17 protein-coding genes are annotated in these 26,169 nt (G+C 43.6%); 10 read left to right on the forward strand and 7 right to left on the reverse strand.

Features of this window, described 5'->3' with window-relative positions; genetic code table 11:
* Positions 1 to 4: 4 nt before the first annotated feature.
* From NF543_RS12665 to NF543_RS12695, 7 genes are all read right to left on the reverse strand, one after another.
* Positions 5 to 1,471: a lipopolysaccharide biosynthesis protein gene (locus NF543_RS12665; protein ID WP_257668500.1), complete on the reverse strand. Its 1,467-nt coding sequence runs from the start codon at positions 1,469 to 1,471 to the stop codon at positions 5 to 7.
* Positions 1,472 to 1,487: 16 nt separating this feature from the next.
* Positions 1,488 to 2,585, reverse strand: a complete 1,098-nt coding sequence (gene gmd / locus NF543_RS12670; RefSeq protein ID WP_257668501.1) for a GDP-mannose 4,6-dehydratase — start codon at positions 2,583 to 2,585, stop codon at positions 1,488 to 1,490.
* A 43-nt stretch (positions 2,586 to 2,628) separates the two neighbouring features.
* A complete protein-coding gene (gene fcl / locus NF543_RS12675) occupies positions 2,629 to 3,567 on the reverse strand; it encodes a GDP-L-fucose synthase (RefSeq protein WP_257668502.1) in 939 nt (312 codons plus the stop codon).
* A gap of 25 nt (positions 3,568 to 3,592) precedes the next feature.
* Positions 3,593 to 5,947, reverse strand: coding sequence for a GumC family protein (locus NF543_RS12680; protein WP_257668503.1), 2,355 nt, complete (start codon positions 5,945 to 5,947; stop codon positions 3,593 to 3,595).
* Between the two features lie 27 nt (positions 5,948 to 5,974).
* Complete coding sequence (locus NF543_RS12685) at positions 5,975 to 6,781, reverse strand: polysaccharide biosynthesis/export family protein (RefSeq protein WP_257668504.1); 807 nt, start codon at positions 6,779 to 6,781, stop codon at positions 5,975 to 5,977.
* Positions 6,782 to 6,969: 188 nt separating this feature from the next.
* Complete coding sequence (locus NF543_RS12690) at positions 6,970 to 8,403, reverse strand: exopolysaccharide biosynthesis polyprenyl glycosylphosphotransferase (protein ID WP_257668505.1); 1,434 nt, start codon at positions 8,401 to 8,403, stop codon at positions 6,970 to 6,972.
* Between the two features lie 907 nt (positions 8,404 to 9,310).
* The gene (locus tag NF543_RS12695) at positions 9,311 to 12,163 is read right to left on the reverse strand and encodes a DNA gyrase/topoisomerase IV subunit A (protein ID WP_257668506.1); all 2,853 of its coding nucleotides are present in this window, start codon (positions 12,161 to 12,163) and stop codon (positions 9,311 to 9,313) included.
* Between the two features lie 394 nt (positions 12,164 to 12,557).
* Between NF543_RS12695 and NF543_RS12700 the strand changes: the two genes are divergently transcribed.
* The 10 genes from NF543_RS12700 to NF543_RS12745 all read left to right on the forward strand — a co-directional run bounded on the left by NF543_RS12700 (position 12,558) and on the right by NF543_RS12745 (position 26,155).
* On the forward strand, positions 12,558 to 14,774 hold the full coding sequence (locus NF543_RS12700) for a S41 family peptidase (protein WP_257668507.1): 2,217 nt from the start codon (positions 12,558 to 12,560) through the stop codon (positions 14,772 to 14,774).
* Positions 14,775 to 15,384: 610 nt separating this feature from the next.
* Positions 15,385 to 16,071, forward strand: a complete 687-nt coding sequence (locus NF543_RS12705; RefSeq protein WP_257957483.1) for a lanthionine synthetase LanC family protein — start codon at positions 15,385 to 15,387, stop codon at positions 16,069 to 16,071.
* Positions 16,071 to 17,360: a glycosyltransferase gene (locus NF543_RS12710; protein ID WP_257668509.1), complete on the forward strand. Its 1,290-nt coding sequence runs from the start codon at positions 16,071 to 16,073 to the stop codon at positions 17,358 to 17,360. The genes NF543_RS12705 and NF543_RS12710 overlap by 1 nt, the downstream gene beginning before the upstream one ends.
* Before the next feature lie 144 nt (positions 17,361 to 17,504).
* Complete coding sequence (locus NF543_RS12715) at positions 17,505 to 17,762, forward strand: class I lanthipeptide (protein ID WP_257668510.1); 258 nt, start codon at positions 17,505 to 17,507, stop codon at positions 17,760 to 17,762.
* Positions 17,763 to 17,824: 62 nt separating this feature from the next.
* A complete protein-coding gene (locus NF543_RS12720; RefSeq protein WP_257668511.1) occupies positions 17,825 to 18,616 on the forward strand; it encodes a CPBP family intramembrane glutamic endopeptidase in 792 nt (263 codons plus the stop codon).
* An 8-nt stretch (positions 18,617 to 18,624) separates the two neighbouring features.
* Complete coding sequence (locus NF543_RS12725) at positions 18,625 to 19,755, forward strand: lanthionine synthetase LanC family protein (protein ID WP_257668512.1); 1,131 nt, start codon at positions 18,625 to 18,627, stop codon at positions 19,753 to 19,755.
* An 8-nt stretch (positions 19,756 to 19,763) separates the two neighbouring features.
* Positions 19,764 to 20,867 carry an MDR/zinc-dependent alcohol dehydrogenase-like family protein gene (locus tag NF543_RS12730; RefSeq protein WP_257668513.1) on the forward strand — a complete coding sequence of 368 codons (1,104 nt, stop codon included), beginning with the start codon at positions 19,764 to 19,766 and terminating at the stop codon, positions 20,865 to 20,867.
* Entirely contained in the window at positions 20,860 to 23,061 is a 2,202-nt protein-coding gene (locus NF543_RS12735) for a lantibiotic dehydratase family protein (protein WP_257668514.1), read from the forward strand. Before NF543_RS12730 ends, NF543_RS12735 begins: the two co-directional genes overlap by 8 nt.
* Positions 23,058 to 23,942, forward strand: coding sequence for a thiopeptide-type bacteriocin biosynthesis protein (locus NF543_RS12740; protein ID WP_257668515.1), 885 nt, complete (start codon positions 23,058 to 23,060; stop codon positions 23,940 to 23,942). Before NF543_RS12735 ends, NF543_RS12740 begins: the two co-directional genes overlap by 4 nt.
* Positions 23,942 to 26,155: a peptidase domain-containing ABC transporter gene (locus NF543_RS12745; protein ID WP_257668516.1), complete on the forward strand. Its 2,214-nt coding sequence runs from the start codon at positions 23,942 to 23,944 to the stop codon at positions 26,153 to 26,155. Before NF543_RS12740 ends, NF543_RS12745 begins: the two co-directional genes overlap by 1 nt.
* The last annotated feature ends 14 nt before the right edge of the window (positions 26,156 to 26,169 follow it).

The raw sequence follows: 26,169 nt of genomic DNA on the forward strand, positions 1-26,169 counted from the left end.
ACCATCAACTAACATTTACGACCTTTCCTTTCCGCAAGCCTTTGAATTGGTTGAATTGATTGATGATTTCGTCTTTCATCAACATCCAAACAGCACCTATATATGCAGCACCGACAACGGCAATGCATAGGATCGTATGCCAACCCATGATTTCCGATAGGACATAACCCATTGCCCCTGCGATAGCCGATGAAATCATCGGTACTTTCATGGCCTTTAAGAATTGGCCAGTACTGATTTGTAGGCTTAGCAGGTACTTAAATGTATACTGCGCTATAATAACCGCGATGATTTTGTTAAATAAAACCGCGAAGGCAGCGCCAATGACCCCCCAATTGACAATAAAAATATATAACGATGACATAAAAATGATGCCTTTGAAAACTTGTAATTTAAGCTCCAGTTTGGGACGACCCAGTCCACGGATTAAGACCGTGTTGCTATTTACCATCATGTGGAAGAATACAGAACAAGCCAGTATTTTTAACGGGGCTATGGAATCCTCCCATTTGTCGCCAAAAAAGAAAATCACAATATCTCTTCCAAATAAGAGGAAGAGTACCATCAACGGGTAAACGGCGATGCTGTTATATTCAATTACTTTCAAATACCATCCTCGGATAGCTGTTGGGTCATTCTGTTTCTTGCTATAGAACGGATACATCACGCTGTTCATCACAGACATGATTTTCGCCCTGAAAGAATCGGTCAGAACGAAAGCCAACGTATAAGCACCTAAGAGCTGGGCACTAAGCAATTTGCCAATGAGCAGATAATCGATATTATTGATGAGGTAACTAACGATATTGGTGCCCGTTGTATAAATGCCAAAACCGAATATATCCTTGAAGGCGACTTTATCCCAAATTAATTTAGGGAGCCATTTTGTTTTACGAAAATATTGGGGTGCAGCCATCAAAATTGTAATTACCGGCATTAGCGCCAGCGACCATACGCCCGCACCCAAGTATGCCATTAACAAGGCAATGAGGCCCGCAACGATACTGGAGATATTCTCAATCTTAGAGATGCTTTTGAAATCCATCCGCCTCACTAATTGAGCCTTGTTGACCAGATTGATCGGGCTAAGCAGAATTCCAATACTGATAATGGGAATAAGCGTTCTTAATATGTCCTGTTTATAAAAAATGGCAGCAAAAGGAGCAATGATGAACGCCATGATAATAAACAGGCATACAGACAAACCTACCCCCGTAGAAAAGGCGGTATAAAAATGTACAGGCTTTACATCTTCTTCACGTTTCTGAACCAATGCGGCCCCGATGCCTAAATCCGTCAATACTTGAACAAAGCCGGTAAACACCGTTGCCATCCCAACTATGCCAAATTGCTCGGGGAACAAAAGTTTAGCAAGCAGGAGCTTAACAATGAATGAAAAGGATTGTTCGACAATCATTTTCACACTGCTCCAGAATATTCCTTGTGCAACTAATCGTTTATCGTTGTCCATTTACAAGTTCGAATGATTACCCAATCAAATGCTCCCATTGTGTCTTATTGTCTTTACGGAAAATCTCCAGATCTGAAGCAACCATCTCGCTGCATAGTGATGCGAGATTATATTTGGGTTCCCAACCCAGTTTGGTTTTTGATTTCGTAGGATCCCCGATCAATAATTCCACTTCGGTGGGTCTGAAATATGCGGGATCCACAGACACAACTTCCTGCCCTATGGTTAAGGCAAAATCAGGATTTGATACCGATTTGATAATCCCTTTTTCTTCCACCCCTTCGCCCGTAAACTCCACTTCCGCACCTACTTCACGAAAGGCCATTTTTACAAAATCCCTCACTGCGGTGGTGACGCCTGTAGCGATGACATAATCTTCGGGTTTTTCCTGCTGTAGGATCAGCCACATGGCCTCTACATAATCTTTGGCGTGCCCCCAATCTCTACGCGCACCCAGGTTGCCTAAAAACATTTTCTCCTGCAATCCCAGTGCAATTGCTGCCACGGCGCGGGTAATCTTGCGTGTCACGAACGTTTCCCCACGTAATGGACTTTCGTGATTAAACAGGATGCCATTACAGGCAAAAAGATTGTAGGCCTCCCGGTAGTTGACCGTAATCCAGTAGGCATATAATTTGGCCACTGCATACGGGCTTCGAGGGTAAAACGGCGTGGTTTCACTTTGCGGAACTGCTTGTACCAACCCGTATAATTCAGAGGTGGAGGCCTGATAAATCCGGGTTTTGCTTTCGAGTCCCAGTATACGGATGGCTTCCAGAATGCGCAGTGTACCAATACCATCTGCGTTGGCCGTATATTCCGGGGTATCAAAACTCACTTTCACATGACTCATCGCCGCTAAGTTGTAGATTTCATCCGGCTGGGTCTCCTGGATGATGCGGATCAGGTTGGTGCTATCCGTCATATCGCCATAATGCAGTTTAAAATATACGTTTTCTGCATGTGGATCCTGATACAGGTGGTCTATCCGATCCGTATTAATTAGCGAAGAGCGGCGTTTCACTCCATGAACCATGTATCCTTTTCCTAATAATAATTCGGCAAGATAGGCTCCATCCTGTCCGTTGACGCCTGTGATTAATGCTGTTTTCATATGCTGTGTTGTTATGTTGTGGGTATTAGGTATTGCAATTCATTTAACGCATGGCAAATTCATTTCTTAAAAAATCCTGGTAGGCCAAGGCGATGCCCTCTTCGAGGGTGGTTTTGTGTTGCCAGCCCAACCGGTGTAATTTCAATACATCCATCAGTTTGCGGGGAGTACCATCGGGCTTACTGGTATCAAATACCAGTTCACCTTCATAACCGACCACCGCTTTAATCAGCTCGGCCAACTCCCGGATACTGAGGTCCTCCCCGGTGCCAATGTTGACCAATTCCCGTCCGCTATAGGTATCCATCAGGAATACGCAAGCTTCTGCTAAATCATCGGCATAGAGAAACTCGCGTTTGGGAGTGCCGCTGCCCCAGATGGTTACCGAAGAGGCCCCTTCCTGTTTTGCCTCATGGAAGCGACGGATCAGCGCCGGCAGCACATGCGAATTCTCCGGATGGTAATTGTCACCAATCCCATATAGGTTAGTAGGCATTACGCTGATGAAATCATCCCCATATTGATCATGGTAAGCTTCGCAGAGCTTGATGCCCGCTATTTTTGCGATGGCATACGGTTCATTGGTTTCTTCCAAAGGCCCCGTGAGCAGGTATGTTTCCTTCAGGGGTTGCGGTGCCATTTTGGGATAAATGCAACTGCTGCCTAGAAACATTAGTTTTTTAACGTTGAACTGATGTGCAGCATGGATGACATTGGCTTCCATAATGAGGTTTTCATAGATGAAATCTGCCCTGTAGGTATTGTTGGCTAGGATGCCACCCACTTTCGCTGCTGCTAAAAACACGTATTCTGGCTGTTCGGCAGCGAAAAATTGCTGTACCGCTTGTTGATTGCGGAGATCAAGTGATGCTGATGTTTGCAAAACCAGGTTGGTGTAGCCTCGTTCCTCCAGTTGACGCTTGATGGCACTGCCTACCATGCCACGGTGTCCTGCGATGTATATTTTGCTATTAGTATTCACGTTGGTAGATTATTATTTTAGTTTGTTATCGTTTTTTTCGAAATGGCCACCACCATCGTTTACGATGGTTTTCGGCATCCTCCCCATAGCTCCCATATCCAGGGCCATAGCCATACCCACCCTTGGACTTCATGTCATTTATAAGCAAGGCTATCTGTTTCATTTTTTGGTTACGATACAGGCTTTCCGGTATAGCCAGTTGGTTCTTGTGTGTGAACCCGCGTCGTACTAAATACAATGTTAAGTCAGCATGATCGCTGAGTAACTGGGCATCGGTAACCAACCCTACGGGCGGAGCATCGATGATGATGTAGTCAAATTCCTTTTTCATGTAAGTCATCAACTCATCCATGCGATTACTGAGAATGGTTTCTGCCGGATTTGGAGGGATGGGGCCAGAACTGATGATGAATAAGCCCTCGTGTATCCCGGAAGGTTTGATAATGTCCGCTGGAGCAAGTGATTGGGTGATTACATAGTTTGTATAACCGAAATCATTGGTGATGTTGAGTTTTGTCGAGAGATTGGGTTTGCGTAAGTCCATTTCCATCACCACTACTTTCTTTTTTGAAATGGCAAAGATCATGGCCATATTCAACGCTACGAAAGACTTCCCTTCGCCACTCATACTGGAAGTAAGTAAGATGGTTTTCCGATTCGGATCGTTCAAGTAAAAAGCTAGGTTGGTGCGCAATGAACGGAACTGTTCGGCAATGGCCGAGCGGGAATTCCAACCTACGACCAGCGTTTCCTTTGACGGGCTGTGGCTGATCTCGCCAGCCACAGGCACCTGCGTATACCGAGTGATGTCCTCTACGGTGTGGACACGTGTGTTGAGTAAATTGCGGAGATAGATTATGATGAAAGGAACGGCCAAGCCAATCAGCAATCCAACCAATAAGGTCGTTGAGCGTCTCGGACTGAATGGGTGTGCAGCCACCTTGGGGGGGTCAATGACCCGGCTATTGGAAATATTGGCCGTTTTGCTGATGGCCGTTTCTTCTCTTTTCTGCAATAGGTATACATACAATTCTTGCTTGATTTGTTGTTGCCGGGTCAAATCCAAGTACTTACGTTCCGTGGCTGGAATACTCGTCACCTCGGATTCCAACTGTCCGGTTTTTCGTTCCAAGTCATTACGGATAATCTCCAGGCGGTTTTGCGTGTTATTCATGTTGGCAAGCATATCGGCACGCAAATTTGATAGTTGTTTGTTCAGGTTCTGGATGGACGGGTTGTCAGGCGTGGCACTCAACAAACGTCGGTCCCTGTCCAGTAGCAAGGTATTATACCGTTCCACCAGCGAATTGAAAATCATATCGTTCGGCAAGATAGCGATGGGGAGCACACGTTCATTCGCTTCGTCCAGTAAATACGCTTTGAGATTGGCCATGATGTTCAACTGGGTTTCCACTTCGGCCAGCTCTTTGATATAATCGCTGGAGTTTTGGAGTAATAATTGAGACTGCGTATTCATATCTGCCAGTTGCCGCGATTGACGGAACGTTTCGATATCGCCCTCCACATCTCCCAATTCCTGACCCACAAATACAAGTCGGGTTTCAATAAATGAAATGGTACTGTCGGCAATGGTGTTCTTGGCTTTTAGGTTATTCTCCGTATAGGTCCGAATAATCGTGCGTAAAATCTCTTCGCCTTTATCCTTTAACGGATACTCAAACGCTAGGCTGATAATGGAAACCAGTTTATTATTAACGGCCACCGAAAGACGTCCCATATATTCATTGACACGGGAATCCAGCGATACTACCTGGAATTTATAAGGCTTATCCTCCAACAATATATCTGCATTGCGGGTGATCAGGACAGTCCCCAGGCCGGGAAGGTCAAATGGCTGGTTGAAAATGGCCTCCTGTTCAAAGCCATCTCGTGTAATCAAGATGTTCTCCCCCTCGGTACGTGTGAGGTAAAAAGTTCCCCCCCTTAGGCTGTCGGTCTGGAGTAGGGAGACATGAAAAGGCGGCCGGAAAATTTCCACATCCCGTATGTTCCCCGGTAGGTAATAATTAACCTGGGCATTGAGTTTTTGAACCACCTGTTCCATGAGGTACCTGGTTTTCAGGATCTCCGCTTCGTTATCCACGGAGCTAACCCCACCAAAAAGGTTGTTGAAATCGCCCATGAACGCTCCTTGTCCCGAGGTAGACGAACCTTTCTCCCCATCCGTAACCAGCACCTTTGCATTGATTCTATATTGCGGGGTGCTGTAACGTAATTTCAAGAAGGCAATTGCCAGACCAATAAAGCCACATAGTGCAAACCAATACCAATTGGATAATAGCTTACCTAAAAACTCGATTAGCCCCTTGTTGTCGTCTTGTGTTTCAAGCTCAAAATCCTCTTCCAGCCTCTCCTTCATATCTATCAATCTGTGTTTATATTATAATTATAAAAGCCTCGAAATGACCAATGTCAAAATAGAAACCACGGTAGCCGCAATGGAGATGGCTTGTGTACGTGCAGCGTTGGTTGATGCTATCTTGCCCTTGCCCGGTTCGACATAAATGACATCATTCTGTTTTAGGTAGAAGTAGGGTGAATTAAAGATGTCTTGAGAATTTAAATTAAAACGGATGAACTCTTTCTCTCCATTGTTTTCACGTACCAACAGTATATTGTCCCGTTTGCCGTGAATGGTGAGATCGCCGGCCATTCCCAAGACATCCAGTATGGTTACTTTTTCGTTGGGTACGGTATAGGTAGCCGGTTTTGCTACTTCACCGATTACCGTTATTTTGAAATTGGAGAATCGTACTTGTACTGTGGGGTCGTTGAAATATCGCGATGCATCTTTGGTGATGCGGCGGCGTACTTCCGAAGTGGTCAAACCTGCCACTTGCAGCCTGCCCAGTATGGGTATGGTGACTTGCCCCTCCTCATCCACCAAGTATCCACCTGGAGCGGCACCACTCATGGGCGTTGCTTGGCTTCCTGCATCTGAGGTGCCTCCTGAAAATTGATTGATGGCTGCCGTGGAACTCCCATCAAGGGTTTGGATGGTGATATGTAGGATGTCATCGACTTGAATGATGGGTTCATGGTATTCTGGGAGTTTTACCCGAGGACTGTCCGGGGAGATGTCGCTAAAATAAACGGTTTCCTTCGTGGAAACACAAGCTGTAAAGCAGCAGGATAAAAAAAAGAGACAGGTGATAATACAATTCGATTTTTTGTTAATTTTTTTTCTCAACATAGACATTAATCAAATGGGGAATATGTATGTTATTTGGATTACCACATGGTTGCCTAGAAGGCCCAGTAGGTTTGTTGGCATGGCCCTTATTTTTTTAAGATTTTGAATTCCCATCTAAATAGTAAGCAATGCGTACTTGTGTGGTGTGTGTTTTGTGAATTTCAGGCCAATGATGCCTCACCGTATGCTTAATGTGCGTTTTCTTCTCCCTTCACCATGTTGATGATGGTTAAGAAAACAATCCTTACATCGAGCATTGCCGTCCAATTTTCGAGGTACCAGACATCATGTTCCACCCGTTTTTCCATTAAGGTGGAGTCTTTAGTTTCCCCTCTATAGCCGTTAGCTTGGGCCCACCCTGTGATACCGGGCTTTACAAAATGCCGTACCATGTATTTTTTGATGATGGTACTGTATTCCTCCGTATGCGCCAACATATGGGGGCGGGGGCCGATGACACTCATTTCGCCTTTCAGTACATTGATAAACTGAGGTAGCTCATCGAGACTGGTCTTGCGAAGGAACCTTCCGATAGGGGTAATCCGGTCGTCGTCTTTACTTGCCTGTTTCCGGTCGCTATCGCTATTTACCCGCATGCTCCTGAACTTATAGCAGTAAAATGATTCATTATTCCTGCCACTGCGTAATTGTTTGAACAGGACGGGCCCTGGGCTTTGCATTTTGATGAGTATGGCAATGATGGGATATAGCCAACTGAGGATGAATACAACCACTAAAATGCTGAAAGACAAATCGAATATACGTTTCTTGAATCGATTGCTAATCTCGCTCATGGGCTCTTTGCGAACCGTAAGAACGGGGAACGCATTGAGGTATTGGACATGATAGGAGCTATCAAAGCCATCGCTCAGGTCAGGTACAAAATTAAGCCTTAGGCAATGCTTGTCGGCTTCCTCGGCCAATGCCGTGGCATGCGAAAGGTATTGAGGCTTTAGCGATAAATATATTTCCCGTACACCCGCTACCGCGGCTTTCATGAAATGTTTGCCTACGGTAGCTATTTGCAGTTTCCCCTGCCCATCGATAAACATTTCATCCTTGATAGGCAAGTTTTCCAATTTGTAATTGAGTTGGTGTTGCTCAAAATAGGAAGCCAATCGCTTGCTGGTGTTACTATCATTGCCCATGATGCTTACCCGTTCACGAATACGGAAGTGTTTGTCCAACGTAAATTGGAAATAAGTACCAGTGAAACGACTCAAGATGATCAGGCCACCGAAAAACGTGTAAAAGATAAGGAGGTGGTAGGGAGAAACATCGATTTGTTTGGAAAATGAGAAATACGAACAACAAATGATCAAATGGAATAAACCTGTGCGCCAAGAAGAGCGGTAGATATCTTCGAGCGAGGTGATAGTGTCATTGCGATACAAGCCGAAGATACTGGCCAATAGCAACCAAACCAAATTGATTACGACCAACGTTTCTTGTTGGAAAACTTGTTGATCTTGGGGTGGAGACCCAGATGTAGAAAAACCATAAGCGATTAAGGCGGATGCGATGAAAGCTAGATTCATCAATAACACGTCTGAGGCACCAATCACGTATTTGATGATGAATAAATAGCGTGTCTGCGGTTGTTTTGCGACGTTGGCGTTCACGGTGTTGATTGTTTAATGATGATGATGATTGAATGAATTAACCCTTGTCCATGTTGTCCCTGTTTGTTATTTCATATCTGTATCTGTAATTGTTTAATACCTAGCGGTCTAATATTGATGATCGCTTGGGCAATTGTTCTAATATTTCAGCATCTTCCATGTTCCGTGTAGTAACCCAATAATTGGCTAAAACGTTTAATCTCAATGACGAATCCTGTATCGGTCTCAACATCATGACACGATTAACCCACTATGTCGGTTTACCTTTCATCTCCCATTGGGAATTCCAGTATTTGAAAAAGAGCTATATAATGGCCTCTCTAATTCTCGGCCATATTATTGGCCCAACCTTGCCCCATACAGATGCGTATAAATAAAGCACTTGCACCCCTGTTTAGGGTATGGTATAATGCATGTTGGAACCAATTAATACTATCCATGTGTAATTGCAATTTCATTTGAATGGCATTTTATCATAGAACATTGGACAATATTTTTGTAAAACTATACTGAATTCTTTGTTTTAGTATCCAGAGGCTGGAAGACACAAAACACTATTCTTTTTGTGCCAAAGAGCCGTTTTACTTGTTATTATAAGGTAGATGTTTCCCGTTTTATATTAGATTAACGGATTTCATGGTAGCAAATATATTACATATTTTAATTTCAATCAAGTGTTTTTTAAAAAAACACGTAATTCGTTGAAAAATAACTAAAAAATAGGCTGTTTGCTGATTTTTTATGTAACAAACATCAATTTTTTGTTAAAAAATGATAAAATTAAGTGTTTAAGCGGGTTGTTGTGCGCTGGGGGAACGATAAAGAATGGTGTACAAACGACGTATGCCTAGCAGGTTATGGCTCCAACACCAATAGGTAGGAGCCAATATATTGGATTTAAGGCTAATCAAAATAAGCCAATTTGTCCATTATCATCTATCTGTATATCATCTGGATTGGTAATCTCAAAGTCCACGTCAGATTGCTGTTTTTGATTGGTCGGTTCCTCCTTATCCTTTTCCGGTGCGGAAGGTTGATCATCATCAGCATGGTCTATTGATGGGGGGGGCTCGGTTACCGTTGGAGGCGGTTCGACCGCTTCCTTTGGTTCTTCTTCTACTGCTTCTTCTTGGGCTGGGGTTGTTTTGCTTTCCATGTCAGTGTCAAGGCTGTTTTCAGCGCCTTGCTCGGTTTCCGGGGGTGTGCTCTGGATTTCACCCGGGGACAGCTCATCTTCCGCGGCGATTAATGTTACCTTCTTCACTTCATGTGGGCTAAGCCGATTACCTTGGGCCTTCATGCCTTTCACATCGATGATATCGGCAAGGTTTTGCTCCGTAGCATCCAGGTTTTGTGATTTACCTTTCTGTAGATCCACATGTACCCATGGTATGGTGGCATTGGTGATGAGTACCAATTTTGACCCCGGTTCGTCATTAATGACGGAGGTCCGTCTGCCTAATGGCGTATCCTCAAAGGTAAATCGTTTGACATAGTGGACGCCCGATTTGCCGTCGCGATGCACCACACTGTACACCCGTTGTCGGTCGTATTTTTCAATGCGCACCATTTTGTCATCGAAATGGTTGCTCAGTTCGAAGCTGCACAGCTCATAAGAACCGTCGGCCATTACGGTGAGGATTTTGTCATCACTGTCAAACTCCCCAAGGTATTTGCCACGTCGATCCGCATTAAGCCGTTTGCGCACATCGTCATACCAGATTTTGCGCCCCGTCAACGTAGATACTCCCTTGCTCTTCAACATGATTTTTTTGATGGGGTATTTCGTCAAGATATTGCCTTGGGAGCCTCGTCCCTTGATGGCTACTTCTGCAAAATCGAGGTCGAACTGCAATTTGCGGAGTTTCGAATGCGGTTTCAGTTGGATGTTCACCACCTCGGCTTCCCCATTTGGATTGGCTGTGAGGTAGAGCGTTTTGGAGCCGTTGCTCCCTTTGGTCAAGTCATATTCCTTGTCGCGCGTTACCCCCAACACGGAAAAGCGTTTCACGTAGGATACGCCTGATTTTCCATCGCGGTAAACCATGTTATAGACCGTTCGGTCGTCTCCTTTTTTGAACACGGCCACGTGGACAATGTCTTTACCCACGAAAACCTTATCCTGCACTTTGGTAACTAGACACTTGCCATCACTTCGGAATACGATGATGTCATCCAGGTCAGAGCAATCGCCCACATATTCGTCTTTGCGCATACCCGTACCTATAAATCCATCGGCGCGGTTTACGTAAATTTTCACATTGGCGAGTGCCACCTGAGCGGCCTCCACCCGGTCAAAAGCCCGTAGTTCGGTTTTCCGTTCACGGCCCTTGCCATATTTTTCCTTGAGGCGCTCAAACCAAGCGATGGCATAGTCGGTGAGATGCCGGAGATGGTGCCGTACCTTTTTGATTTCTTCCTCCAGTGAGGCCATTTGTTCATCAGCTTTCGCTACATCGAAGCGGGTGATGCTACTCATGGGTTTTTCAATGAGTTTCTTGTAGTCTTCCGGCAGTATTTCGCGGTAAAACTGACTGAAAAAAGGAGTAAATAGGCGGGTGAGCACCTCAGTCACGGTTTCGAAATCACCGGAATTTTCATAATCAGCATGCTTGTACATCCCCTCCTGGATGAATATCTTGAGCAGGCTGCTGAAAAAAATCCGCTCCTGCAGTTCTTTCAGTTTTATTTCGAGCTCCTGTTTGAGCAGGCTTTTAGTCTGTTTGGTATTTTCGACCAATATATCGTTCACCCCCATGAAATGGGGCTTATCATGCTTGATTACGCAGGTATTGGGCGATATGGATACTTCGCAGGAAGTGAATGCATACAAGGCATCAATGGTCACATCGGGTGAGATGCCTGGGGCAAGGTGAATGATGACTTCCACATTTTGGGCGGTGTTGTCCTCAATCTTTTTGATTTTGATTTTACCCTTTTCATTGGCAGCCACCACACTATCGATCAACCCACCTGTAGTGGTGCCATATGGGATTTCGGTGATCGCTAACGTCTTTTTATCGCGTTCCTCGATTTTAGCACGTACCCGTATCTTTCCGCCGCGTTGTCCCTCGTTGTAAGCCGAGCAATCGGCTAGGCCACCTGTGGGGAAGTCAGGCAGGAGATTGGGACGCCCGCCCCGTAATATATCGATGGAACTATCGATGAGCTCGATAAAGTTATGCGGCATGATCTTGGTGGCCAGCCCCACAGCTATGCCTTCGGCACCTTGGGTCAAGAGCAAAGGGAATTTGACTGGCAATGTCACAGGTTCCTTATTGCGCCCATCATAGCTAAGCTGCCACTCGGTGGTATCGGAATTGAAAACCACTTCGTTGGCAAATTTTGACAGGCGGCCTTCGATGTACCGTGGCGCGGCGGACGAATCGCCTGTCACGGGATCACCCCAATTACCTTGGCAATCAATCAGCAGGTTTTTCTGTCCGATCTGCACCATGGCATCACCGATGGAGGCATCGCCATGCGGATGGTATTTCATGGTATTGCCGATGACGTTGGCGGCCTTGTTGAACCGCCCATCGTCCATTTCCTTCAGCGAATGTAGGATACGGCGTTGTACCGGCTTGAACCCATCATTGATATGCGGTACGGCTCGGTCGAGGATAACGTAAGAAGCATAATCCAAAAACCAGTTTTCGTACAATCCAGACAAAGGGATGGTTTGGCTACTGCCCAATTGAGCATCGTTGGGAATGTTATCTTGGTTTTCTTCGGGTGTCTGATTCGTCTCGTCGCTCATGTAATCTCTTAGTGTAAAAACTGTACTATACAAATTGCCGACCAATATACACGATGGAAAGTGTGTTGCTGATTAGCTGCGGTAAAAATACAAAATGTTCATGATTCTTTCTTGGTGTCTTGCAAACCGGTGTCCAAAAAAGTGGCTAATGTGATTGACTATGCTAGAAAAGAAGGTGAAGAAAAAGGTGCGGAGCAAAAAAGCTACGAGGTAGTCAGCAACCTTTATTTTGGTAAATCGTTTCACCACGGCTGAAATCGCCAACTTTGCTGAGACCCGATACGGGGTTTGAAGGCCATTGTCCTACCAATTTAACTACCCACGCCATCCGTCAGAACAGTTTTGAGGGTGGAGTGATTTTTTATTATCTTGCAGAGCAAAACGGATGTAAACCATGAGAAGAATCGTTTTCCTTGCTGTATCACTCGTCATGTCTACATCGGCCATCTGCCAGCCGAAGAATGCGAAGCAATCGTTTAATTTTGATTTTGAGCAGACCCTCAATGGCATGCCCGTTGGCTGGGGAAACTTCGGCGAAACGGGATACAAACTGTCGCTGGATTCGGCCGTGGTGAAAAGCGGGAAATATGCCGCGGCAATCGCGTTTGAAGCCGAAAATCCGGGGTACCGTGCGTGGATGTTTACCATTCCGGGCAGCTACCCCGGCAGGGAGATCACGCTTTCGGGATACATTAAAACGGAGGATGTGGAGGGGTTTGCTGGATTGTGGCTGCGTATCGATCCACAGTTGGCATTCAACAACATGCAGCAGCAGGGCCTGGCGGGCACCACGGACTGGACCAGGTATGAGTTTGCCCTCCCAATGAACCCGGAGAAAACCGACCAGACCGTTCTGGGCGGGCTGCTGGTGGGAAAGGGCAAAGTTTGGTTCGATAGTCTGGCGGTGACCATCGACGGCAAGGACATCGCCACGCTGGAACCCTTGGAAAAGAAGAAAGTACCAGCCCAGCTGGATACCACTTTCGATAACGGGTCAACGATCAGCCTGCCGGTGCTCGATGGTGCACGGTCCGAAAACTTGAAGGTGCTGGGTTTGGTATGGGGATTCGTCAAATACTACCACCCCAATATTGCCAAAGGTGATTTCAATTGGGATTACGAGTTGTTCCGGATACTCCCTTCGGTATTGGCGGTGGGCGGTAAAGACGAACGGGATGAAGTGCTCGTAAAGTGGATCGGTAAGCTGAGGCCGTTCGAAAAGGGCGATGCCACGCGGCGGGCATCAGCGGAAGTGAAACTCGAACCCGACCTGGAATGGATTTTGGCAAGCGGCTTTTCGGATGCCCTGACCGCGTTGTTACTGGATGTCAAGGATGCCAAACGTACGGGTGAGCACTTCTACATCGGCATGCATCGGGGTGTCGGCAACCCGGATTTCAGCAATGAAAGTGCGTATCCAAGAATGCAGGCGGATGACGATGGTTTCCGGCTGCTCGCATTGTACCGGTATTGGAACATGATCCAGTATTTCTTTCCCTATAGGCACCTCATCGGCGAAGACTGGAAGGATGTGCTGGGCGAGTTCGTACCCAAATTTGCTGAGGCCGACGAAAAGCGTGCGTACATGCTTACGGTATTGGAGTTGGTCGGACGTATACACGATACCCATGCAAATGTTTGGGGCAATAATACCGTAATGGATAACTTCTTGGGTGAACGGTTCGCACCAGTGGAGGTGGAGTTTGCGGAAGAACAAGCTGTGGTAACCGGATACCGGCATGCGGAGTGGGGAAAAGCCACTGGTTTGGAAGTGGGCGATGTGATCACGTCGATCAATGGCCGGGCGATTGAAGGGATCGTGAAAGACTGGTTGGAGTATACACCGGCCTCGAATTATCCGACGCAACTGCGCGACATCGCCCCGAAATTGCTGAGGACAAATGACTCATTAATCCGAATCGAGTTCAAGCGCGATGGGACCATGCGAACAACAGCGCTGGAAACCTTTGAACCAAAACTGCTGACCATGCATAATCGATTTGTCAGCAAGGATACCAGTTTCCGTATGTTAACCGACGAAATCGCGTACCTGAACAACGGCACGCTTAACGCGGATGACCTCGCCACATTTTGGGAAACCATCCAAAACGCAAAGGGATTGATCATTGACAACCGGAATTATCCGCAACGGCCCGGTGCCAATCGGGTTGGAGAGTTTCTGATGGCCGACAATACGCCTTTCGCGAAGTTTACCATGGGCAGCGTGCAACAGCCGGGATTGTTTACCATGACACCTACGATGGACACGGGCAAAAAGAACGCCAGCCCCTACAAGGGGAAAGTGGTGATATTGGTCAACGAAGTGACGCAGAGTGCCGCCGAGTTTCAGGCCATGTCGTACCGTGTGCATCCAAATGCGACGGTCATCGGTTCCACAACGGCAGCTGCCGATGGCAACGTATCACCAATTGTGCTGCCGGGCGGTATACAGACAGCAATTAGCGGCATCGGGGTTTACTATCCCGATGGCCGCGAAACGCAACGGGTGGGCATTGTCCCCGATATCGAAGCGAAACCAACGATCAAAGGCATTAAAGCGGGCCGCGATGAGGTGTTGGAGAAAGCCATCCAATACATCAACAGCCGGTAGCACCCGGCCCTTGGTATGAAGGTGAACTGGCATCGCCCCCCATTTGTCCCACGTGGCAGCACTAAATCGCATAAGTAATTCAGGCATCCTTCCCCTATATCCGAACAAAAAAACTACCAAAGGGCATTTTCAGCACACGCAACGGCAGAATCAACGGTGGTGGAGTCAATGGTTGGGTAGCCCCGTTTTTCCGTAAACCCCCCAAAAGTTTGATTCCATGTGGTACACTTTTACGTAAGATCTTCCCACCTAAATTGGGGTAGTATTTCCCACAAATTAGGTGGGAAGAAACGATAAAATTTTTATTTTCCTTTGTTTCATGATAAATCGTGAAGGAATGAATGGGTTTGGGTTACAAGGACAATTGTTTTGGAAAATCGGATTGCACCATCATCTGAAATATAAACCAAAAGATTGAAAAATAAAATCCATTCTCATGGGGTAATTTTTCCAAACGTGCCGTATAGAGGTAAAAGGATAGTTGACATACTGGTGAGATCAAAAGCCGGAATGGCGCAATCCGGGTTTTTGATAAAAATACGCCACTTGCGTTGGATTTCAGTGTAATTCTGGATATCCCTGAAATGTATAAAGGTGGGGTAGGTTATTTATGACATCTATTTATTTTGGTTGGCTATGTGTTTTGCGTTCCAAACAGATTGAAATTGTGATGAAAGTGAATTTAGATATAAACCAACGTATAGTAAACCATTTGCTGTTACAAGGTTCCTTTATGGATAACGTAGGACTGTTCCATGGGAAGACAGGGGTTGCTATTCTCTTTTACCATTACTCAAGATATATGAGGAACTCAATATATGAAGAATTTGGGGACGAGTTGGTTCAACAGATATACGATGATATTGACAATCAAATGCCTATCAATTTGGAGAACGGTCTTTGTGGAATTGCTTGGGGGTTATGTTATTTGATTAGCAGTGATTTCGTTGAGGGAGATCCGGAAGAGGTGCTAAGTCAAATTGACGAGGTCATAATGGAGAGGTCACCTATGCGGGTAAAGGACTCATCAATTCGTACTGGACTTCAAGGTATCCAAATGTATGTACGGGACCGAATCGCCCTTTCAATTAAGCAGGAAACTAATCACCCCTTCAATCCTGATTATCTAAAGGAAATGGAGATGGCAGCAAAAAAGGTGAAGTTAAAAATGCCTCCATCACCATTTAGCGAAATGGATTTTCCAAATAAAGAAGAGCAAATCGAATTTTTGAACCTACCACTAGGGTTGGACCATGGGTGTGCTGGCGCTGTTTTACACGAAATAATGGCAAGGTGATGCATATTTATCTTTTTAACACATACAATTATTCGAGGGATTATGGTATCACTACCTATATCAACGAGCTGTCGAATCACTTTTGTGGTAGAGAGGGAATTAACCTAACCATTGTCACACTGCAATCTGATGGATCGGAATTTTCTGTTTCATATGATAAGGAAAAGCGCCTGAGAGAGATAAACATACCGTGGCCATTCAATATTCCCGTCATAAGCTTATTTGAGAATGATAAAATGCAGAAATACAGCTTGTCGGTAAGCTGCCTGTTGTCTGAATACATTAGTCCTATTGAACATAATACTTTCCATTTGAACTATAACCAACATGTTTCACTGATACCTTTTCTGCGGAAGTTGGCTCCGTCCTCCCGCATCATCTTCACTGTCCATTATATAAGGTGGGTTTCGCTTATAGATGGTAATTTGGAAGCTTTTAGAAAAATTATAGCTAATGAAGAGACCTCAGCGGATGATAGGATTAAACAATTAGTGCATTACGACTATGTGAGCTTGGAGAATATCTCTCAACAAGTTGATTCCGTTATTGTCCTATCGTCATATACATACAAATTGCTTTCAGTAGAATATGATATTCCTGCATCAAAAATTATCCTGCTACCGAACACCCTTAGCGACCGCGCAGCATTCAAGTCTCGTAAGGAAATTGAAAGACTGAAAGCTCAAATTGGCATTGGCAGATCGGAGAAAGTATTGTTGTACGCCGGTAGATTGCAGTCTTCGAAAGGGCTGCATGTATTGCTGCGAGCCTTCGGAAAAGCTGTCGACCGCTATCCAAATATGCGGTTGATAATAGCAGGAGGGGGAAATTATGACGAATTCATGAAGATGTGCACTTCCTTTTGTGGCAAGATGATTTTCATGGGCAGGGTGGAAAAAGACCTTTTATACGACTTGTACAGCATGGCCGATATTGGGTTACAGCCCTCATTGAATGAGCAATGCAGTTATGTTGTTATTGAAATGTTCATGCATGGCCTTCCAGTAATAGGCTTTGACGCAACAGGTATCTCGGATATGATTGATAATGATTTCAATGGATACAAGTTACCAGCGCAGGATGAAGATTTTTCCCTTTCTGATACACAAGTACTGATTGATAGACTGACAGAAGCCATCCTTAAATTACTGAATGACAATCCAAAACGGGATTATTTTGCGTTAAATGCTAGACAAACCTTTGAAGACCGATATAATACTAAAACTGTAGGTGAAGAGTTTTACAGTGAAGTTTACCATGCTAAGTTATTTAATTCACAGATTGTTTAACAAAAGAAAATGCTTATGGAAAAGGTAAGGTAAATGTAAAAGACCAGTCGAAAAAATGGTCGAATATCAAATCGAAAGCGGTAAGTAAGGTACTTATCCATTTTTTAACAAGTAGTAAATTGTTCTCATTTAAACTTTTTAAACATGAAAAAGCTTAAAAAACTATCCTTAGACAAGGAGAAAATTGTAAATCTTAATGAACAGGGTATGAGCGAACTGAAGGGAGGATCGATTTCCGCAATATCTAGATTTATAACTCATTACTCAGCCGGCAAATCTCTTGACTACACTACTAGTGTCGTTGAATCTTGGATGAAAGATAACACACTCTGGGTTGGTTGTACAACAGACCCAAAGTACTCGGAAATGTATGGAACAACTCCCGGGTGTATTGAACCATAGTAAATTTGATTAAATGTGCCTGAGAGTGATAACTCTCATGGCACATTTTTAACAGATAAAAGATGAAAGATTCCACATACGCCTTCCCAAATATTATGCAATCAATTTTATTGCTTGTCATGATATTTGTTAGTCATTTTTTCGCAAGCAAACTATTTTCATTCGTTGAAAACGAAACGCTGATAAATTTATTATCGGAGGTGTTTAAATTAATCCTATTGCTCATCTTTTTATCCTACATGACTAAACTTGGTAAAATCGACAAGGCGCAGTTTAAACTTAAAGTGCCTAATGGCATAGTTCTATTGTGCGGGACTTTATGTGCGATATTTATCCTATTTCTGCCGATGTCTGATATTTCTTATTTCGATGAAACCTATCTGGAAGATTATGTAGTGGATTTAATTACCCAAAGAACAAATGTGTTTACTTTCATTGCAATGTGTTTACTTGGGCCCGTCTTTGAGGAGTTGATTTTCAGAGGTGTCATTCTTGCCGGGTTATTAAAGCGTTACTCCCCAACAGTTGCTATTCTACTATCTTCTCTGCTTTTCGGTATAGGACACATATCAATAGTCCTGCCCTTTGTATTTGGACTATTTATGGGCTGGCTGTTTTTTCGCACCAGTAATCTCATATATTGTATAATAATACATTGTTTCGTGAACTTTATCGGCTTTGCGATGAGATACGCTGTATTTAGCAAAAGAGCTAGTATTGAGGATATTAATAAATATTTGGAGATAAACACGCTTACCAAAGGGGTTATTAGTTTAGTAATCTTTTGCTCCTGTATTTTCGTATTGCATTTTATTATGAAAAAAAGGACTTCTAATGTTAGTCGGCAACAATAAATGAAGATATGCTATTGGCAAATCCCCAAAAACATCTGTCTTTCTTCAACGGTAGTACGACACCACATTACGGCGTAGTTGCTGGCGAAGTAGGATATATGCTGAGTTTGGCATACGAATACCGTCTTTACAAACGTAAAGAAAGTTTGGATTTTTGCGGTAAACTGCTAAAACACTTAATCGGGAAGCACAACTCAAATTGTACCCTCGGTTACGGTTTGGCGGGTTTAGCGTGGGGTATTAGGCAAATACAAAGAATCGGGATTACCGACGAAAGCATTGAGCCTTGGTTTGAAAATACTGAGAGTATCTTGAGGCATAACTTCAAGGAGATACTCGAAAGCGGGAATTTCGACTACTTCCATGGAGCATCGGGTATTTTAAACTATTTTCTTAACAGTAAAAGGAAAGTTGATGTACGAACCGATGAATTGGTCACCACTTTTTTAGATAAAATTCATCAACAGTCAATTGACTACTTTTTTTCTCCTAGGGATGAAACGACACCTGATGGCCAATCGGTCCGCATTCTCAATTTGGGAGTGCCCCATGGGGTTAGCGGGATTATCCTGTTGCTATTGCAAATCAAGAAGAGAACGGGCCGCGACGTGGATGGATTAATAACATCCTTCATGGACAGGCTTTTGACTTACTGTGATAACGAAATGGGCAACGTGTTTCAGGTTCCAAGCTTGGTGGGCGATATTGAACGGGACAGTACGCTCGCCTGGTGTTATGGTGACTTACCTGTGTTGTATATCCTCACTGAAGCTACACACTTAGGCATTTGTGATTCCAAGTGCCAGAAAATTCTGGATTTCCTATCAGCTAGAACGGCAAAAAGACGAGACTATATGGATGGCAATCTCACCCTATGCCATGGACTGCCGGTGATAACCTACTTCTATTATAAACTTTGGAAAATGACTGGACATGAATTATACGAGAGTGCATTCAATTATTGGGAGCATGAATTGAAGTCAAACTTTTATATGCCTCATGAACAAAAGAATTCAAAACTTGAAAAAGATATTACGTCAAATTTCTCGCTATTTAATGGATTTCCCGGCATGTATATCGTTTCGCTTACCATTCATAGGCAGATAGCAGATGATTGGGACAACATTCTCTTATTTTAAAATACAATATGGAAACAGTAGCAGTATGCAGTTCAAATTTTAAAAAGAACGAAAGATGTTTGGATTACATTGAGTTCGAAATGTGCGATAGTGTTATCCCAATCGCATTATTGGATGTGGATCAATCATTTGAGAAAGTGCCTGAAGATGGTGTTGTAGTAGAAATCAATGCTTTTTCCTGCAACTATCGGGACAAATCGATAGTGATTCATTCCAACGATAAATGCAGAAACCAAAGTGTGTCAGGCAATCTGTACTATTATCCGGTAGGTTCTGAATTCGTTGGAAAAGTAGTCGAAATAGGAAACGAGGTCAAGCACCTAAGGATCGGCGATCGGGTCATTCCCGACGGGGCATACCCTCTTAAGGCTGATGGGACTTTTGGTGGGCTACCCACGAATTGTGCGTCACAGCGTTTTCAGATGCTTAGTCAGGCCTATTTGAAAAAAATCCCAGACACGATGTCGGACGAAGTCGCCGCTGCCTTTACCATTGCGGGGCAAACCGTATACAGTATGCTGAGGAAACTGGACTTGAAATTCGGACAAAGCATTTTGGTCACTGCAGCAACGTCCAATACATCATTAGCTGTGATTTCCGCTTTGCGTAAGTATAATGTCAATATTTATGCCTGTTCGACGTCTGATGCTAATTTCGATAAACTGAAGGAATTGGGGGTAAACGAGTGTATAACTAAATCATCATTGGAGAGTAGGGAGACCGCACTTTTAACATCTAGCTTTGGAGGGTTTGACGCCGTGATAGATCCCTTTTTCGATTTATACTTATATCCAGTTTTTGGACATATAAAAAATGGAGGAAAATATATAACGTGCGGTTTATATGCACAGAACGGCAAATTCGAAAATCAAAATAAACAGCAGTTGGATTTCGGAATGTTCTTGGGGACAAGTATTTCTCAGAATATTTCCATAATTGGTAATTGCTTGGGAACTACTAGTGATTTGGACATGGCGCTAAAGGACTTTGAAGCAGGAATATTTGACATCCGTATCGATTCCGTATGGGATAAATCGAATCTATTGCATTTCTTTCAGAAGACGTTCCATCAAGTTCCACGACTTGGAAAAGTAATATTTAAGTATGACTGACATATATAAACCCTTTAATCGATTTCTTTTCAGGGTTCCCGTGCTTCCATTTGAATTTCTGACTAAAACTTTGCTGCGTCCTGAGGAAAACTTCGTGAACGAGAAGCGTGGAGAGATAGAGGAGGGTATTTATTTATCTTCTCCTGTTTTATTTGGTGAATGGCAAAAACTCCAAGCCGGCACTGTCAAAGAACCGGAAAAAGAGAGTCGTATACGTTCATCGTTGATGAAGTATGTTGCCAGGATGGCTACTAGATGTACCCCATTCGGCACGTTGGCAACTTGTTCAATTGGAGAGATAGGCCCCGACACATCGTTTCTATTGGGTAATAAGTTGAGTAGGCACACACGGCTTGATACCCAATATCTTTATGTTCTTGCGGAGTTGTTAAGTCGGCGGCCTGAGATTAGGCACCAACTACGATATTATCCAAATAATACGGCGTATCGGATGTCAGATCGTTTAAGGTATATCGAATTTAGCCATGTCTCGGAGAAAATTAGACATAGCATCACGTCGGTACAGTCCTCTAAACTTCTATTGGATATTTTGAATCAGGCAAAAAGAGGGGCAACTATCGATGGGCTATTGAACTTTCTTCGTTCCCAGTCAATCCCAAATGCCGATGCCAAGGACTTTATCGAAGACATCATTGAATCCCAAATCCTGATCAGTGAGTTGAATGTCTCTACTACAGGAGCTTTCTATTTTGATAGGTTATTGGCAATAGTGGGACGAATGAGTTTGAAGGGAGATGGGCTTGCTATTCTCGATACACTCAAGTCAATTAACGCACATTTAAGACATATCGACGAGCTTGGCCTTGGGAACGTGAATAAATATAGACGTGTCATAAATGATATAGAAAAAATCCCCCTTGCTTACGATGAAAGCCGCTTATTTCAAGTCGATGTGTTCCGTGAGCACCGGGAAGCAGAATTGGGAAAGCATATTGTTGATGAACTACAATCTGTCCTCTCACTCTTTGCGAAAACGCATCAACACCAGGGCAACGTATTATTGAGGGATTTCAAGATGGCCTTTTATGAACGTTACGAAGAAGCCGAGGTGCCTTTGTCGATCGCCTTGGATCCGGATGTAGGGATAGGTTACCCGGTATCCAGGGGTATTGCAGATGTATCACCGGCGATCATAGAAAGCCTGGTGATACCCAGAAAAGATGGAAGGCAAAACCAAGCATTAGGCCTTAACGCTTTGGTCATGTCAAAGTATCTTAAGGAAGATACTGGAAGAGACGAAGTTTTACTGGGCGAAAATGACTTAAAAGGTATTGCGGCAAGCTATCAGAATTTACCATCCACAATTTATGTGATATTTCAGGTTGTGAAAGATAGAAATGCGGAGCTGTTAGTAAATGTGAAGGCCGTTGGTGGAGGGTCCGCGAAACTATTTACCCGGTTTGCTCATCTCAACGAAGATATCAATGGCTTTATCGCCGAGTTAATGGAAAAGGAGGATGCTTTGTTAGTAGACGGTAATGGTGTGTTAGCGGAATTGGTACATCTGCCCAATTCACGTATGGGCAACATACTAGCCAGACCTCATATCAGGAACTACGAAATCGTTTATTTATCGGACTCGGATTTGCCCGAATCCAATAAGATTCCAGTGACAGACCTGATGCTTTCTTATAAGTTTGGGAAGCTTATGCTTCGATCCAAAAGTCTTAATAAATGGGTATACCCTCAACTAACAACCGCACTCAACTATCACAATGATACCCTGCCAGTATACCGCTTTCTATGTGATTTACAGAACCAAGAAACAAGCGGGGGATTTGAATTCCGTTGGGGGGATACTGCTAACAACGTTAGCTTCCTGCCTAGGGTGAAATTCGGGAATTCTATCCTATCGTTGGCCTCATGGACCGTTTCCAGAAACGAATTGCAAGATGTTTTTAATTTGGACGATGGGGATTTAGTAAGTAAAGTTGGAAGTTGGCGGCTCAGACGAAATATCCCTCAGTATGCATTATTGAGTGATGGGGACAACGAACTATTTGTTGATTTTGAAAGCAGCTTGAGCATACGCTCTTTCTTTTCGACAGTAAAGAACCGAGCCCAATTCATTTTAAAGGAATTTATTTTCGAGACCGACAGTCTCGTCGTGAGCGACGGTGACGGTCACTATATAAATGAATGTATTGTGGCGTTCCATAGAAATAAACAATGAGTAAAAGAATCCAAAGGACCTTCATCCCAGGCAGTGAGTGGATGTACGTAAAGGTATATACCGGAAGTAATACCGCAGATAAGATATTAACCACAGAAATAAGAAAAATTGTTCAAGAATTGGAGGCGGAAGATCTCATTGAAAAGTGGTTCTTTATTAGGTATTCAGACCCGGACTTTCACTTGCGTGTCAGAATATTGCTCAGCAGCCCGGATTACGGAGGTCGGGTATTAGCGCTTTTCTATAACAACTTCAAACACTTAATTGAAGCTAGTTTAGTTTGGAATATTCAATTGGATACCTACAAACGAGAGCTTGAGAGATACAATGGGCATTTGATAGATTTAAGCGAAAGTCAATTCCATGTAGATAGCAGGCATATGTTGGAGGTTCTCAAAATCGTGAACTCCCAAAACGACGAAAACTTTAGGTGGCTTGTGGCTATGAAAATGGTCGATTGCTTTTTAAGTGACTTCGGGTACGGTTATAAGGAAAAGTACGGGTTGTTGCACCAGATGGATTCATCTTTTAAAATGGAGTTCGGTTTCCACGAATCCAAGTCCCGGCAATTTAATATACTTTATCGGAAATACGACAAACAAATCGAGGAGATGATGATCCAAACAAACAAAAGCGGCGTATCAAAAAAACTTGATAAAATCCTTTCTTTCAAGTCCACTCAGCTAAAAGACGTCATTACAGCAATCAATCAATTATCCAGCCGGAGGAATATAGAGCCCCCATTGTCAAGCTATATACATATGATGATGAACAGGATTTTTAAATCCAAAAACCGTACTTATGAATTGATTATATATGACTTCCTTAGTCGATTTTACAAGAGTGCTTTGGCTAGGGAGAAGTACAACACGCAACACTGATGATACGTAGTTTTCCCCACTATATCCAACATGACCAAATGGACTGTGGCCCCACGTGTTTGCGTATGGTTGCGAAATACTATGGTAAATTATATTCATTGGAGCAGTTAAGGAGCCTTTCATTTATTACCAGGGAAGGTGTTTCGATGTTGGGGATAAGTGACGCCGCCGAGCATATCGGATTCAGGACGGACGGCGTTGTCATTTCTTTCGAACAACTGAAAAATGATGTCTCGCTACCGTGCATACTGCATTGGGAACAAAACCATTTTGTTGTTTGTTATCGGATTAGAAGAAAAGGGAAATCAGGCGGCTATATAGTACATATTGCAGATCCGGCTTTCGGGCTGATAAAATACGAAGAACAAGAATTTCTGAAACATTGGTATGCGGTCAAAGATCTCAGTGAGAAGAAGGGAGCAGCTTTGCTTTTGCGACCGTCCCCCGAGTTTTATGAAAAGGATGATAACAAAGGTAAGGGCAATCGTAAACTGTCGTTTTTTTTAAACTATCTCGCCCCATATAAAAAGGAAATCATCCAGCTGTTTCTGGGAATGGCTGTTGTCAGCGTCCTTCAGTTGCTGTTCCCTTTCCTTACACAGTCATTGGTGGACATAGGTATTGGCAATGGCGACTTGCAATTCATTACACTGGTTTTGGTTTCCCAACTCATTATCTCCCTTTCACAACTGTCTGTCGAGTTTATCCGCAGTTGGATTGTCTTGCACATGAATTCCCGTATCAATATCGCTTTGATTTCGGATTTTTTGGCAAAGCTCATGAAACTTCCACTTCGGTACTTTGACACCAAGATGGTTGGAGATATCATGCAGCGGATAGGAGACCATAGGAGGATAGAAACGTTTCTGACAGGAAATTCAATAGGGACACTTTTCTCCTTTGTTAATTTCTTCATCTTCGCTATTGTATTGGCGTATTATAAGCTTTCTATTCTGGGAATATTCCTTCTTGGAAATACATTGTATGTTATATGGATATTATTATTCCTAAAATACAGGAGGGAATTGGATTTTAAGCGCTTCGCTCAGGCAACCGATGAACAAAGCAAGATTGTTCAAATGGTTACAGCAATGCAAGAAATCAAGCTGAATAATTATGAAAAAAAGAAACGCTGGCAATGGGAACGGATACAGGTCAAACTGTTTAAAATCAATATCAAAGGCCTGAAACTTGGCCAATTCCAACAGCTAGGTTCAATACTCTTCAGCCAGACAACCAATATTGTCATCTCATATATCGCCGCAAAATCAGTGGTCGAGGGAGACATGACGTTGGGAATGATGATGTCCATGACCTATATAATCGGGCAGCTCAACGCTCCAATCAGTTCGTTGATTGGTTTTGTACAGAGTTTCCAGGATGCTAAAATCAGTTTGGAAAGGTTGAATGAAATCCATGGAAAACAAGATGATGAAGAGCATATGGAGAGTAAGTTATCCTATTTGCCTGACAACAGGGATATTACCATCGAGAATGTCTCATTCAGCTATGATGGCGCGGATAGGAATTATGTGTTGCAAAACGTCAATTTAAAGATACCCCAAAACAAGGTCACTGCCATAGTCGGTGTCAGTGGAAGTGGGAAAACGACACTGGTTAAGCTTTTATTGGGCTTCTATGAACCCCTTAAGGGGTTTATAAAGGTTGGGGAAACCCCAATAAACATGATTAATCCCCGTCTTTGGCGCAGTAAATCAGGCTCTGTCATGCAAGATGGATTTATATTCTCAGATACCATCGTTGAAAACATCGCTGTTGGAAGTGATTCAATTGATCCAGAAAGATTGCAACATGCTGTTACAGTAGCAAATATTAGTGAATTTATCAGTTTGTTGCCCTTAGGCTACCAAACGAAGATCGGTATGGAAGGGAATGGAATTAGCCAGGGGCAGCGACAGCGGATTTTAATCGCCCGTGCGGTTTACAAAAATCCGGAGTTTTTGTTTTTTGATGAAGCCACCAATTCATTAGATGCAAATAATGAACTAAAGATCATGTCGCATTTGAAAAAATTCTATGAGGGGAGGACGGTTGTCATAGTGGCCCATAGACTAAGTACTGTACGAAATGCGGATAATATCGTGGTATTGCATAAAGGAAAAGTAGAAGAAGAAGGAACCCACGAAGAACTGGTTGCATTGAGCGGGAAATATTACGAACTGGTTAGAAACCAGTTGGAATTGGGAAACTAGACTTATCAATTAAA

This window comes from Parapedobacter tibetensis, assembly GCF_024704835.1.
Taxonomy (GTDB): Bacteria; Bacteroidota; Bacteroidia; order Sphingobacteriales; family Sphingobacteriaceae; genus Parapedobacter; species Parapedobacter tibetensis.